The organism is Paenarthrobacter sp. 10N417 (assembly GCF_056394745.1).
Window position 1 is genome coordinate 161,475 of sequence record NZ_JBFTIL010000008.1, and the last position, 13,409, is coordinate 174,883.

Genomic DNA, 13,409 nt, shown 5'->3' on the forward strand with positions numbered 1-13,409 from the left:
GTCGCACGGTTGTTCCCGGTTATGAATCAACTGTAACTCGGCTCAGTGTCGATAACAACAGCGCAGGGGCTTTGCACAGCGTGTGGCCCCCAGGTTCGCCGTGCTCACAGGCCTCCCGAGCCTAGCGGAACCCTAACGAGGGGAAGCCAGGTGAATCTTCTTTCGCTGACGTCCGGATTAATTTAATGCGCGGTGTCCGCTTGTCCCGGACGAACCGGCGTGTTGAAACGTAGCGGCGCTTAGGGGGTTTCCACAATCGCAGCGGGCGAGGGAAGCCCGCGATCGACGAGCGTCCCTGCAAGATCACGTCGAACCGTCGCGAGTCCGCCGGCTCCCTCTATATGACCAAGGCAGTTGGGGCGGGTAGCCGCAACTATTGACGCGTCCCGCTTGTTCCGTTTACCGTACGGAGATGCGTGATCACGAACACTCCACGTGTTTGGCAACTCAAAGATGAGCTTACGTTGCGTCGCACCGTTGCGAGGCTGACCCCGGGGCGCCACAGGTGCGCCCCGCTTGAAGGGACTTAGTAATGAATCAACACGACTACCCGTCGACTGCAGGCACGGTCACTGTCCAACCGCCGGATGAGTCCGGCTCCTCCGTCAGAATGAAAGCCCGTGCGGCGTTCGCCAGCTTCTCGGGTTCTCTGATCGAGATATACGACTTCTCGATCTATGGAACCGCTGCGGCGCTAGTGTTCCCACAACTCTTTTTCTCCGCACTAGGGCCCGCAGCGGGAGTCATTGCATCGTTCGCGACTTACGGCGTCGCTTTCGTCGCACGCCCGGTCGGCAGCGTTCTTTTCGGTCACTTCGGTGACCGGCTAGGGCGCAAAAAGACTCTAGTGATGACGTTGCTGATGATGGGCATCGCGACCATCTTCGTCGGCGCCATGCCCACGGCAGAGCAGATCGGTGTCTGGGCGCCAATTGCCCTGGTATCAATTAGGTTGATTCAGGGACTGGCAGCAGGCGGGGAGTGGGCAGGGGCGATGCTCTTCGTCACAGAACACGCTCCGAAGGGCAAGCGTGGATTCTGGGCGATGTTCGGCCTGCTTGGCGGGACCCTTGCTGTCACCGTAGGCAATGGCGCTTTCCTTCTGACCGGATACGGAATGAGTGACGTCGCCTTCCGTGAATGGGGCTGGCGTTTGCCCTTCCTCGCGAGCTTTGTACTGATCGCCGTCGGGCTCTGGATCCGCCTGAAAGTGGAAGAAACCCCCGTGTTCAAATCGCAGCAGGCGCGCAGCGGCGTCGTCAAGATGCCATTCATCGACTGTCTGAAGCGTCAGCCACGTGAGGTTCTGCTGGCTAGCGGTGTGGGCCTGACGACCCACTGCCTCAGTATGGCCAGCGCCACCTTCATCACGGTTTACGCCGTCACTACTCTTAAGCTGTCCCGAACCGAAATTCTGCAGGTCGGAGTCGTCAGCGGCATTATGCTCTCCATTGGGTGCGTCATCGGTGCCGTCCTCGCTGATCGAATCGGCCGGCGGCCGGTCTTGCTCATTGCGCACGTGTCTGGCGCACTGCTGAGCCTTGTTCTGTTTTCGATCCTCGATGGCGCGACGGTGACTGTGTTCGCGCTCGTAACGTGGACCCTTTTTCTGATCTGTGGGATCAACTACGGGCCCATGGGCTCGTTCATCCCGGAGCTCTTCCATACCCGGTACCGCTACACCGGCGCTGGCATCTCCTATGCGTTCGGAACCGTAATCGGTGGTGCAATTGTCCCCATCATTGCCACTGCGCTGGCAGCGGCATACGGGGTACACGCGGTCGGTCTGCTTCTGTTTGGACTCACCGTTGCCGCCCTTGCCTGCACTTTGGCGCTTCGTGAGACGCGGAATTCCGATCTCGATTGGGTTGACGTCAAGGCCTAGCTTGGCGGGCCCATAGCCACCAATCCGCAGCCAGTCCTGGGCATGAATGGGGCTGGCTGCGGTCTACCTTTTTGGCATAGGACTACCACCCGGCCTCTGTCAGGAGCGTTCCACTACTGTTTCTCGTCGAGCCGTTCCGGCGGACGATTTGGGGTGTGTATCCGGGGTCGGCGGTAACGACACTAACCAACATCACTGAAAGAAGGAATGGCATGAGTAACCAGCCCAAGCAGGTCGGCGGCGGGCGTGCGATGCTGGGGGACTTTGCCCCAAAACTTGCCGAACTCACTGACGACATGCTCTTCGAGGACGTTTGGAACCGGACCGAACTGAGCGCACGCGACCGCAGCCTCATCACCGTGGCTGTGCTCACTTCCGGCGGGAACACAGGCCAACTGGGTTTCCACCTCGGCCGCGCTATCGAAAATGGCGTGACCCAGGAAGAGCTCATCGAGGCCATCACCCATGTCACGCTCTACGCCGGCTGGCCCAAAGGGATGTCCGCCATGGGCGTCGCCAAGCAACTCTTCGCTGACGACAAGCAAGGACAACCATGAATATTGACCCCACCGTGCCGACCACAAATAACCCGCCGGCCTAGTTCGCCGGCGACGTCTGTCTGGATCCGATCGCTCTGCCCGATGAGAGCGACCAGACGATGGTCGTCGCAACCGTTCTGTCAAGGGGGCGTCCCGACTCCATCGGCTCGACCCTTATCGGGACATCGCCGCCTCCTGTGAGCCTGCCGAACCGTCATCAGGTAGAACCAGTAAGCTGCGGGCCCACAGGTCGTCAGAAGCGTCCGATGGGGTCGACGCTGAGGACGCCGAACCGGGGAAAATACAGCGCTTTGGGAACTCCCCCGTCAACTTTTAAAAGGCCGATAATGGGCGTTTTGTCGTTCTGGCCTAAGGTGGCTCATCCTGGTGTGTTGCCTTAGTGAAGTCACCCTTCGGGGCTGTCGTTGTCGTAGCGAGCCAGCTGCCCGGGGAGGGCGAGAGGAGGCAGGTAAGTGGGCAAAAGGGGGTGCCCAAATTGTGCACACTTTGGGCTTCGGACACGGTCGTACTGGTCCGGACTGGGCCGGATTCCGCATGTTTCGGGGGGGTGTCCCTATGTTTACAAGAGAGGGAATGCAGTTCGAGTCCCACTTCGGGCACAGTGTTTCCGCAGGTCAAGGGCCTGTTTCTTCCTCTGGTGTTGACAAAGCTTGACTTTTTGGAAGGCTTCATGCCTGAACATGGGGGCATCACTAGCGCATGTGCTGGATCGGGCACCGTTCCCTGTGACCAGCAGTTCAGATGTTTCTTTCGAGGAATCAATTCGGATCCCTTGCTGGGTGGGAGCTGGAATCAGGGTGCAAGCCATCCAGGTCGGATGGGTGCGTCCCTGCGGTGTCGCCTATAGTGGACGGCGGCGTGGCACCTTGGGGTGGGGCGCGAACCCTGAGACGGCGCAGATGTGGGAGACCTCCAACACGGCCCGGGAACTGGAGGCCCTCATAAGTTTGGCGGTTCTCACCGAGAACGACACGAATTCGGTTGCTCCTGGCACTTTTTGGTCCGGAGGGGCCAACGCGATCGTCGTCAAGCCCGATGGAATTGGGTGCTGGTGCGGGTCCCGCGGATGCCTTGACACCGTCGGTCCGCCCCGGGGAATAGTCCGGCAGGTAATGAACGATCAGCAGTTGGCCATGTTATTTGGTGATCAAAAAGTCAGGTGACGAAGCAGCTGTCTACGGGCGCGTGCTCGCTGAGTTGGTTGAGGGCGTGCCCGAGGCAGAACGGCTGATCAGCCCCTCAGTCCGAAGCATCGCCACTGTGTTGCTGGGCGTTGCCAATATCCCGGACCTTGACTGGATCGAACGTACAGGACCCGGCTTCGCGGCCACTAGGAAACGCTATATCAATGAGGTGTAGACACTCATTGAAAATGCATCCTTCACCCGAGGGGTCCAGACCATTGCCGTGGAACCAGGCGGCACGGGACCGGAAGTGGCCGCACTCCGTGCAGCCTCGGTCGTACTTCACAGGAGCCCTACGCCGCATCACATACGCGCTTGGGGTGGGGGTCCCTCTGCTGGAAACCCCCACCCTACGGTCCACTGGTTGCCATCATTTCCTGTCGCAGCATGCCCGACGATTTCTGGGACCCGACTTGGCCGAGATGACGGAGCACTGCTTGAGGCTAGTGGACTGGGCTCATCTCATTGGGGCGGGATCGGTAGGCGGTCTCGATATGCCGAACCCGTGCCCACGGCTGCTGCGATCGGACAATACCGACCTCTGCCTCGCTGCCCTACCAATATGCGGTCTAGTTCGACGCCACGAGGGGCCGGTCGGCATGCTGGCGGGGGTTCAGGCTTTTGAACATCCGTGGGAGGGTTGCGGTGAGGATGGCGGCGAGGATCAGGATTCCGCCCATGAGGTAGCTGGGCAGTGTGTAGTCGCCTGTGGCGTCTTTCAGTGCACCGAACACGGTGGGGGCGACGAATCCGCCGAGGTTGCCGAGTGAGTTGATCAGGCCGAAAGCGGTGGCGGCGGCCGCGCCGGTGAGGAAGTATCCGGGGATCTGGTAGAACGGCGCGCTCTGGGCGGTCAACCCGATGGTGGCTACGCAGATCGAGATCATGATCAGGATGGGCTGGTGGAACGCTGCGGAGGCGCAGATTCCGACGGCGCCCACGATGGCGGGGACGGTGGCGTGCCAGTAGCGTTCACCGGACTTGTCTGAGTGGCGTGCCCAAAGGATTGCTGGTACGACGGCTGCTACGGCCGGGATTGCGACCATCAGGCTTACCTGGAAGGTGGTCATCTTGATGCCGGCTTGGGTTTGGAATGCGACAACCATGAGCGGGAGGAAGAACGCGAGGGCGTACTGGCCGAATTTCAGGCAGAAGTAGATGAAAGAGAGCATGAGGACGCGGATGTCGCCTATGGACCGGAAGACACCCCTGGCGGAGTGGCCGGCTTCGACGAGCGCGTGTTCTGCCGCGATCGAGCCTTCGAGCCAGTCCCGTTCCCGGGTGGTCAACCACGTGGCATCGGCCGGCCGGTCCACCAGCTTGAAGAGGCATAGCACGCCCACGAGCATGGCCGGAACACCTTCAATGACAAACATCGCCCGCCAGGATTCAAGGCCGAAGTAGTGATCCGGCGTGAGCAGCAGCCCCGTAAGGGGGGAACCGAAGATACCAGAGAGCGTGCCCCCCAGGACAAACAGGGACAGCATTGTTCCCCGGTATTCCTTGGGCACCCAGAGCGTGAAGTACAGGATGACCCCGGGGTAGAACCCGGCTTCGGCGACGCCCAGGAGAATGCGGAGGATATAGAGGCTTGCTTCGCTGTTGACGAAACCGGTCGCTGCCGCCACCGCGCCCCAAGTGATCATGATGCGGGCCAGCCACTTGCGGGCACCCACCTTGTACTGGATGAGGTTACTGGGGACTTCGAAGACGGCATAGCCGACGAACAGCAGTCCTGATGCGAGTCCGAAGGCGGCAGTGGTCAGTCCCAGCGCCTGGTTCATCTGCAACGCGGCAAGGCCGATGTTGGTCTTTTCCAGTGAGTTGAAAAAGTAGGCTACGGCGAGGATTGGCACCAGACGCAAGGTGACTTTGCGGATGGTGGCGCGTTTCTCGGCGGCCGAAAAGTCCGATAGCAGCGACGCTTGGGCGCCGGTCGCCGTACTGCGTATGTCAGTCACGGTCACTCCTTTGTGTCGTGGCCCACAAAAGGGCCGGTAAGTAACTGGATACGCTCTTCCCGCACCCGACGGGAGCTCGCATCCCGGATAGCGGGACGATTCATGCAGGCGTCCCGGTATCCGGGCCGGATAGCCCGGTTTCGCTGGGACGTTCCGCTACCTGAAGAGCTGAATGTCAGGCAACAGTTGAGCGTCGGGGCCGTTTGGCGGTTCCGATTGCACTGCTGAGGGCCATTGCCGTGGCCAGTACGGCGGGCGCGTACCGTTTGGCGATGGCCAGTTCGGTGGCGCCGGTGACTGAAATGGCTCCTGCGACGGGGCCGCCTTGGCCGTTGAAGACCGGGGCGCTGACGCAAAAGAGCCCCAAGCGGGATTCTTCCACGTCGTAAGCCACTCGCTCTGCGCGCACCCGGGCCAGTTCCCTGCGCAACTCCGCGGGATCCGTGACCGTTTTCTCGGTCTGCTGCAGCAGCGGGCCGCCCAGGACAGAATCAACAAATTCGGGATCGCTGAAGGCAAGGATCGCCTTCCCCAACGCAGTGGCGTGCATCCTGGCGCGTCCGCCGACGCGGGAGTGCGGAACTTTCAGCGTCCTGGTGGTGATTTTTTCGATGTAGAGCACCTCATTGCCCTCACGGATGGCGATATTGCTGGTGAGCTTCGTGACTTCATTGAGGTTGTGCGCAAACGGGAGCGCGAGGTCCCTCAAGGTGCTGGATGAGGGAACCAAGGATCCGAGCTCGAAAAGCCGTACGCCAAGGCTGACACCGTTGGCGCCGCGTTCCAGGGCTCCCCAACTGATCAGGTCCAGGATCAACCGGTGCGTCGTGGACTTGGGAACGCCGGACCGGCGGGCTATTTCACTGATGCTGAGCACCTGGTCCGGTGCGGTGAACAAATCGAGCAGCGCGAGGCCGCGCGACAGCGACGACGCGGAACCGGCGTCCTGCTCTGCGGGACGGGGCATGGGAGGCCGCCTTTCCTGTGTGGATGATCTTAGGAGTTATACAGAGGAGGGATCTGTGAAAACAAGCGCCAAGGAAAGCGCCTCCGAAGCAATTGTCGTACCGAGCGGCGATCTCCGGAAGGTCATCAGCGATGCTCTGACGGCCAACGGGGCTTCGAGGCCCAACGCCGACGTGCAGGCCGAAAACCTGGTCGAAGGTGAATTGCGCGGACACGCCTCCCACGGCATCCGCCGGTTGGCCGTCCTGATCGAACGGATGCGCCGCGGTCTCATCGTCGCCAATGCGGAGCCCCACCTTGAGTGGGTGGCTCCCAGCGTCCTGCGGGTTGACGGGAACCGGGGGTTCGGGCCGGTCGTCGCCTACCGGGCCATCGATGAAGTCGTCGCCAGAACCGAAGAAACAGGGATAGCGATGGCTGCTATTTCGAACTCGAGCCACATCGGGATGCTGGCACCCTACGTGGAGTCGATCGCCCGCCTGGGGCAGGTGGCGGTGCTCCTGACCACCAGCGAAGCACTCGTGCACGCATGGGGCGGCAGGGGAGCGAGCGTCGGCACCAACCCCATTGGCATCGGGGTCCCGACCACTCGTGAACCGCTCGTGCTCGACATGTCAACAGCGTCCGTGTCAATGGGGAAAATCATTGATTACGCAGCCACAGGCAGGCCGCTCCAGCCGGGTTGGGCAGTGGATGCCCTGGGCCGGCCAACCACCGATGCCCCCGCAGCAGTCCAAGGGGCGCTCTCGCCCTTTGGCGGACCCAAGGGATATGCCTTGGGGATCGCGCTCGAAGCACTGGTGGGCACCGTGACGGCCACGGCGTTCGGCACCAATGTGGTTGGAACGCTGGACACCCAGTTCCCTGCCACGAAGGGCGACCTCCTGATCAGCGTGAGCCTGGAACGGCTCGGCCTGATGGGCATGCTCCCGGCGTTGACCGACTATTTGGACCACGTAAGGGACAGCGGAGTTTCCGGCCCGGCAGATGTTCCCGGGGACCGGGCACGGCGCACCCGTGAAGGACGCGCCACAACCGGGGTGCCGATTGACGACGAAGTATGGGCACTCGCCCTCAAATACGCGGAAGGACTTTCCCATGACTGACATTGCCGGTTCATTCGGCCTGCTGAGGCTGCCCGATTCCATCGTCTTCGGCGACGGCAGCCGAGCAAGTATCGCCCGAACCGTCGCAGCGCTGGGCCACCGGGCCCTGGTGGTCTGCGACCCGTTCCTGTCCACGACCGAGGCGTTCACAACGTTGCTGACCGAACTCGAAGCCCTGAACGTGACGGTCACGGTCGACACGCAGGTCGTCCCCGAACTTCCGGTCACCGTGGTCGAAGACGCGATCGAACGGGCCAAGGCCACGAACCCACAGGTCATTGTTGGGTTCGGTGGCGGCAGCGCCCTCGACCTGGCCAAGCTCATCGCCCTGGGCCTGGCCCACGGAACCCCGCTCAACAGGTTCTACGGTGAAAACCAGGTCCCCGGACCGGTGACTCCGCTCGTTGCCGTACCCACGACGTCGGGCACCGGCAGCGAGGTCACCCCCGTCGCGGTACTAGCCGATCCCGACCGTGAACTGAAGGTCGGTATCTCCAGCCCCTATCTGATTCCCCGGGCCGCTGTGGTGGACCCCGGGCTCATGGTCGGTGCCCCTGCAGCAGTCACGGCCAGTGCCGGCGCGGACGCACTGGTCCACGCCATCGAGGCCTACACCGCCAACAACCACTCACCGGAGTGGGGCAGTCAATTGCCGGTCTTCGTGGGAGAGAACTTGCTCAGTTCAACCCTTGCCCTGGAAGCGATCAGGCTGATCGGGCTTTCCCTTCGCGACGCGGTCAGGGACGGCGAAGATTTTGAAGCCCGCTCACGCATGGCATATGCAAGCCTGCTGGCCGGCATGGCATTCGGCGCCGCAGGCACCCACCTGTCCCACGCTGTCCAGTACCCGGTGGGCGCCCTGACTCACACCCCGCACGGGCTGGGTACGGGCATGCTGCTGCCCTATGTCATGCAGGCGCTGCTGCCCACGGATGCCCGCCGACTTGCCGGCGTCGCCGGTGCCCTCGGCGTCGCCGGAACCGGCATCGAAGCATCGGCACAGAACGCGATTGACGAAGTCGCCGCCATCATGGCGGACATCGGCCTCCCCGTGGACCTTGCCGCCATCGGCGTCAACGAACCAGACCTTCCCCGAGTTGTGGAGCTGTCCCTGACGGTGCGGCGGCTCGTCACCAACTCTGTCATTGACCCTACGGAGGAGAACCTCCACCGGATCGTCCGGGCCGCGTTCAGCGGCGACCGCACCGAACTCAAACCCCTTCCAGCCACCGCCTCGAATGAAAGCGAAACGAGCAAGTGAACCACAAATCAGACCTCTTTATTGATGGCCGTTGGACACCCGGGTCTACCGGTAACAGATTCCCCGTTCTGGACCCTGCCACCGGTGCCGAGCTTGCCTCCTTCGCCATTGCAGATGAAACCGACTGTGACGCCGCGGTCGACGCCGCGGCCGCGGCGCTGCCCGCCTGGTCTGCCACGGCGCCCAGGGTACGTGGCGAGATTCTCCGGCGCGCCTTCGAGATCCTGACCGAGGAAAAGGAACAGTTGGCCGAAACGATCGTGCTCGAAAACGGCAAGGCCTACGCCGACGCCCTGGGGGAGGCCTCGTATGCGATCGAGTTTTTTCGCTGGTTCGCCGAGGAAGCGGTCCGCGTCCGCGGCGACTTCCGGCTCTCACCCAGCGGCGACAAGCACATCGTCGTCACACACCAGCCCATCGGCGTCGCCCTCCTCATCACCCCATGGAACTTTCCGGCCGCCATGGCAACCCGCAAAATCGCACCGGCTCTCGCCGCCGGCTGCACCGTGATCCTCAAGCCAGCCCGGGAAACACCACTCACCGCGGCGTTCGTCGTCGACGCCCTCCGCCGCGCTGGCGTCCCGGACGGAGTCGTCAACCTCGTCACGCCCGTCCCGACCGGTCCCGCCGTTGCCCGAATGCTCCACCACCCCGATGTCCGCAAGGTCAGCTTCACCGGATCCACCGAGGTCGGCCGAGTCCTGCTGCATGAGGCCGCCGACAACGTGGTGAGCGCGTCCATGGAACTGGGCGGCAACGCGCCCTTCGTGATCCTCCCCGGCGCAGACCTGAAAGCTGCCGTCGAAGGGGCCCTGATCGCCAAGATGCGCAACGGCGGCTCGGCCTGTACCGCGGCCAACCGCTTCTACGTCCACTCTTCACTGGCCACGGAATTCGCCGAACGTATGGCCACCGAACTCGCCACCTGGCGGGTAGGCCCTGGATCGGATAAAGCAAACCAACTGGGAGCCCTGGTCTCCGTCAACGAACGCGACAAAGTCGCCGAACTGGTCGCTGGTGCCATCAAGGCCGGCGCGACGATACTGACCGGAGGCGAATCATCCGAACAGGGAGCGTTCTACGCCCCCACCGTGCTTACCGGTGTAACCCACGACAGTGAGATCACCCAGACAGAAATCTTCGGACCAGTCACGTCCGTTATCGAATACGACGACGTCGACGACGCCGTGCGGATGGCCAACGACACCATTTACGGACTGATCGCCTACGTGTACGGCGAACAGGCACCGGCATTAGCTGTGGCACAGCGCATCGACGCAGGCATGGTCGCCGTCAACCGTGCCGTCCTCAGTGATCCCGCCGCCCCCTTCGGCGGAATGAAGCAAAGCGGACTCGGCAGGGAAGGCAGCTCCGAAGGAATCCTGGAATTCCTCGAAGAAAAATACATCGGAATCGACCTGTAGCTGCAAGCAAACGCCGTGCAGAATCGAATTCAAGAAATTCTGCTTCTGACCAGATTTGAAAGGCCTTTTCATGATCCATGCAAAAATTTCCTCGGTCCGGATGATCGAGCTGTCGGCCCTGCTCCCAGCAGAGACGAAGGACCGCGGATTCCCGCCGCAGTCACGACCCATCAGCGTCTACACCCAGTACCATCCTGCTGAGGGATGGCCGGCCCCCACGGATCCCCGCCGCAAGGCCTCGCTCTACCTCGAGATTGCCACCACCTCAGGTGTCACTGGCCGCTACGGTCCCATTGACCAGGAAGCCGTCGCACCCCTGCAGGAGGGCATGGCGGCGTCCATCCTTGGCCTCGATGCCCTCGCTAACAATTTCGTCTGGGACATGCTCCAACGAGCAAACCGGCATTCCCGGCATGGCAACCGTAAGATCGCCATCAGCGCCATCGACAACGCCTTGTGGGACCTTCGGGGCCGCCTTCTTGGAGTACCTGTGTGGCAGCTGCTCGGCGGATCCGGCCGCACTCGCATCCCCGCTTACGCCAGCACCCTCGGAACGTTCCACGGGGAAGGCGAAGTCGAAGAAACGGCCGCCCGGCTCCTCGACGAGGGCTACACTGCCCAGAAGTGGTTCTTCGCCGACGGCCCCGCCCAAGGGGCAGAAGGACTTGAACGCAACGTGGCCCTCGTGAAACGTACACGTGCAACCGTCGGGTACCGGGCCGAGCTCATGTTCGACGCCTTCATGAGTTGGGACCCCACCTACGCCCGCCGATGGGCCTCCCGCGTCGAACACCTCCACCCCGACTGGCTCGAGGAACCTTTCCCCACCGGCGCCATCGAGTCATTCGCCCAACTGCGCGCCGCCACCTCAATCCCACTTGCCACTGGCGAACACCTCTACGACCGCCACGACATCCTTCCCTTCCTTCAGCGCGGACTCCTCAGCGTCCTGCAAGTCGACCCGGAATGGTGCGGAGGCGTGACAGACCTGGTCAAAATGTGCTCTCTGGCAGAAACATTCGGCGTCCACGTCATCCCGCACGGCCACGGAATCCACGCAGCCCTCCACGTCGTAGCAAGCCAATCACCGGAAACCTGCCCCCGCGTCGAATACCTCTTCCACCACATGCCCGAAAGGCACTACTTCGAAGAAGACACCCCGATACCGGTCGACGGATCCTTCGCCCTGCCGACGCGTCCCGGCTTCGGCATCGAATTCGCCCAGGACCGCGTCAAAGAATCCCGCGACGTCTTCGCGGCGGGATGAGCAGCGCAACCATGGACCTTTGCGAAAGGCCACGATGACAAGCATCATCTATTCCGCCTACAACGCAGCGCCCATCGGGCTCACAGAGGACACCGCGGCCGAAGACCTTTGGTACAAAGCCCTCCGGGCAGAGGAGCGCATCGACGGTCTGGAACTACCTCTCCTCCAGGGAGGCCTACACCCACAGGGGCTGGACCGGCTGGGGGTCCTACTTGACCCCGACTGGTCCAACACCATCAGTGCAATGCCCCTGACCCTCATATCCGCCATATCCGACCCGCACTACGGACTGGCGTCGGCCGATCATGCTGGCCGCCAACGTGCCCTCGAAGATGTCGCTTCCGCCCAGGAAGAAACGCGGCGGCTGAAGGGACAATTAGGGCCGCTGTCGGTGCGCGCATTCGCCCTCCAGTCTGCTCCACGAGCAGAGCGCTCCAGCCCCGAGGCCTTCACCGATTCCCTTCAACAGATCGCAGGTTGGGATTGGGGCAACATCGAACTGCTCGTAGAACACTCGGACGCGCTCATTCCAGGCCAGACACCGCAGAAAGGCTATCTCGCCCTTGAAGACGAAATAGCTGCTGTGCAGTCAGTCATGGACCTAGGGGCGCGGCGAATCCGTCACATGCTCAATTGGGGCAGATCAGCCATCGAAGGACGCAGCGCCACCACCCCCGGAGAGCACATCGCCACACTCGGGACATCTCTCGGCGCCTTCACCTTCTCCGGAGCGGGACCAACCGCCACCAACCGCAGCACCACATGGGAGGACGTGCACCTCGGCCTAGCCACAGACGAACCGGCATCACTACTCACCGCCGACGGACTGGGGGCGGTAGCAGTGCAGCTCCCGGAAAGCCTCTCCTTCCGGGGCATCAAAGTAGGTGCACCCGCCAATTCCCAGGGCCTGGACCGGCTCCAGCTCGGCCTTTCCATGCTCGCAGCCGTGACCGACGTTTCCGTCTCAACGCAGGCCTGAGCAGATCGAATCGAGCATTGCCTGCCAACGTCAGTTTGGGGTGTGCCCCACCCTGGCGATCTCTGAATACGCCTGTCGAACGCTCAGATAACGTGGCTTCGTCGCCCTTCTGATCCGATTGCCGAAGCGTGCCGTTGTTCGAGCAGTTGCCACCGAGCGGCCACGATTTGTTCCTCGCCTCCTACGACGAGCTTGTGAACTTCGGCTGCGATGGAGTCTGGGTCTCCGGCGCGGACAATGTCGAGCATCTGTTGGTGCCATTCCACTGACCGCGACAAGGGCTCGTCCAAAGCCGTCGTCAGGCGGAACAACTCCGCGAAGGTTGGGACGTGCTGCTCCCATACCGCCAAGAGTCGACGGTTGCCGCATGAGCCGAAGAAAGCTGAGTGAAAGGCTACGTCGGCACGGGCGAAGGCCTCGGTGTCGCCAGCTTCGACTGCCTTCCGCATTTCTTCCAGGGCAGCCTCAGCTGTCCGGTGGAAACCTTCGGGGTCTATGATGGCGCATTGCTGTGCGGCTGCCACTTCGAGCAGTTCGCGCAGTGCGAAGAGGTCGCGGAGGTCCTTCTCGTCCAAACCTATAACCCGATAGCTCCTGCCGGAAGGTGCGATCAGGCCTTCGCTGGATAGCGTGCGCAAGGCTTCCCGGACAGGTCCCCGGCTAACTCCAAAAGTTTCTGCGAGCGAGGCCTCGACGAGCAGGCCGCCGGATGGAAGGTCGCCAGTCAGGATGTCGGCCCGCAGTGCGGTCACGACCTGCTCGCCAAGCGCTTCAGCCCTCGTGACGCGACGCACTTCAACCATGTTTCCACCTCTC

At 62.4% G+C, this 13,409-nt stretch carries 11 protein-coding genes; 8 read left to right on the forward strand and 3 right to left on the reverse strand.

Features of this window, described 5'->3' with window-relative positions:
* The first annotated feature begins 532 nt into the window (after window positions 1-532).
* The 3 genes from AC1DCM_RS12705 (at window position 533) to AC1DCM_RS12715 (ending at window position 3,804) form a co-directional block, all read left to right on the forward strand.
* Window positions 533-1,885 (forward strand): MFS transporter, encoded by a 1,353-nt coding sequence (locus tag AC1DCM_RS12705; RefSeq protein ID WP_477518475.1) that lies wholly within the window; start codon window positions 533-535, stop codon window positions 1,883-1,885.
* Window positions 1,886-2,097: 212 nt separating this feature from the next.
* Complete coding sequence (locus tag AC1DCM_RS12710) at window positions 2,098-2,442, forward strand: carboxymuconolactone decarboxylase family protein (RefSeq protein WP_477518476.1); 345 nt, start codon at window positions 2,098-2,100, stop codon at window positions 2,440-2,442.
* Window positions 2,443-3,588: 1,146 nt separating this feature from the next.
* Window positions 3,589-3,804 (forward strand): hypothetical protein, encoded by a 216-nt coding sequence (locus AC1DCM_RS12715; protein WP_477518477.1) that lies wholly within the window; start codon window positions 3,589-3,591, stop codon window positions 3,802-3,804.
* A 394-nt stretch (window positions 3,805-4,198) separates the two neighbouring features.
* On the opposite strand, the gene AC1DCM_RS12720 is transcribed toward AC1DCM_RS12715, so the two are convergent.
* Both AC1DCM_RS12720 and AC1DCM_RS12725 read right to left on the reverse strand, forming a co-directional pair.
* Entirely contained in the window at window positions 4,199-5,590 is a 1,392-nt protein-coding gene (locus AC1DCM_RS12720; RefSeq protein WP_477518478.1) for an MFS transporter, read from the reverse strand.
* A gap of 175 nt (window positions 5,591-5,765) precedes the next feature.
* A complete protein-coding gene (locus tag AC1DCM_RS12725; RefSeq protein WP_477518479.1) occupies window positions 5,766-6,557 on the reverse strand; it encodes an IclR family transcriptional regulator in 792 nt (263 codons plus the stop codon).
* A gap of 55 nt (window positions 6,558-6,612) precedes the next feature.
* Between AC1DCM_RS12725 and AC1DCM_RS12730 the strand changes: the two genes are divergently transcribed.
* The 5 genes from AC1DCM_RS12730 (at window position 6,613) to AC1DCM_RS12750 (ending at window position 12,593) form a co-directional block, all read left to right on the forward strand.
* Complete coding sequence (locus AC1DCM_RS12730) at window positions 6,613-7,662, forward strand: Ldh family oxidoreductase (RefSeq protein WP_477518480.1); 1,050 nt, start codon at window positions 6,613-6,615, stop codon at window positions 7,660-7,662.
* Window positions 7,655-8,923 (forward strand): iron-containing alcohol dehydrogenase, encoded by a 1,269-nt coding sequence (locus tag AC1DCM_RS12735; RefSeq protein WP_477518481.1) that lies wholly within the window; start codon window positions 7,655-7,657, stop codon window positions 8,921-8,923. The genes AC1DCM_RS12730 and AC1DCM_RS12735 overlap by 8 nt, the downstream gene beginning before the upstream one ends.
* A complete protein-coding gene (locus tag AC1DCM_RS12740) occupies window positions 8,920-10,347 on the forward strand; it encodes an NAD-dependent succinate-semialdehyde dehydrogenase (protein WP_477518482.1) in 1,428 nt (475 codons plus the stop codon). The genes AC1DCM_RS12735 and AC1DCM_RS12740 overlap by 4 nt, the downstream gene beginning before the upstream one ends.
* Before the next feature lie 70 nt (window positions 10,348-10,417).
* Entirely contained in the window at window positions 10,418-11,614 is a 1,197-nt protein-coding gene (locus AC1DCM_RS12745; protein WP_477518483.1) for an enolase C-terminal domain-like protein, read from the forward strand.
* Window positions 11,615-11,648: 34 nt separating this feature from the next.
* Window positions 11,649-12,593 (forward strand): DUF4862 family protein, encoded by a 945-nt coding sequence (locus tag AC1DCM_RS12750; RefSeq protein ID WP_477518484.1) that lies wholly within the window; start codon window positions 11,649-11,651, stop codon window positions 12,591-12,593.
* Between the two features lie 83 nt (window positions 12,594-12,676).
* Here AC1DCM_RS12750 and AC1DCM_RS12755 read toward each other — a convergent pair whose 3' ends face one another.
* A complete protein-coding gene (locus AC1DCM_RS12755) occupies window positions 12,677-13,396 on the reverse strand; it encodes a GntR family transcriptional regulator (RefSeq protein WP_477518485.1) in 720 nt (239 codons plus the stop codon).
* Window positions 13,397-13,409: the final 13 nt, after the last annotated feature.

Bases quoted from the DNA above. Each gene is read 5' to 3' on its own strand.
- AC1DCM_RS12710 (WP_477518476.1), top strand. From the start codon at position 2,098: ATGAGTAACCAGCCCAAGCAGGTCGGCGGCGGGCGTGCGATGCTGGGG.
- AC1DCM_RS12735 (WP_477518481.1), top strand. From the start codon at position 7,655: ATGACTGACATTGCCGGTTCATTCGGCCTGCTGAGGCTGCCCGATTCC.
- AC1DCM_RS12755 (WP_477518485.1), bottom strand. From the start codon at position 13,396: ATGGTTGAAGTGCGTCGCGTCACGAGGGCTGAAGCGCTTGGCGAGCAG.
- AC1DCM_RS12745 (WP_477518483.1), top strand. From the start codon at position 10,418: ATGATCCATGCAAAAATTTCCTCGGTCCGGATGATCGAGCTGTCGGCC.
- AC1DCM_RS12705 (WP_477518475.1), top strand. From the start codon at position 533: ATGAATCAACACGACTACCCGTCGACTGCAGGCACGGTCACTGTCCAA.
- AC1DCM_RS12725 (WP_477518479.1), bottom strand. From the start codon at position 6,557: ATGCCCCGTCCCGCAGAGCAGGACGCCGGTTCCGCGTCGTCGCTGTCG.
- AC1DCM_RS12750 (WP_477518484.1), top strand. From the start codon at position 11,649: ATGACAAGCATCATCTATTCCGCCTACAACGCAGCGCCCATCGGGCTC.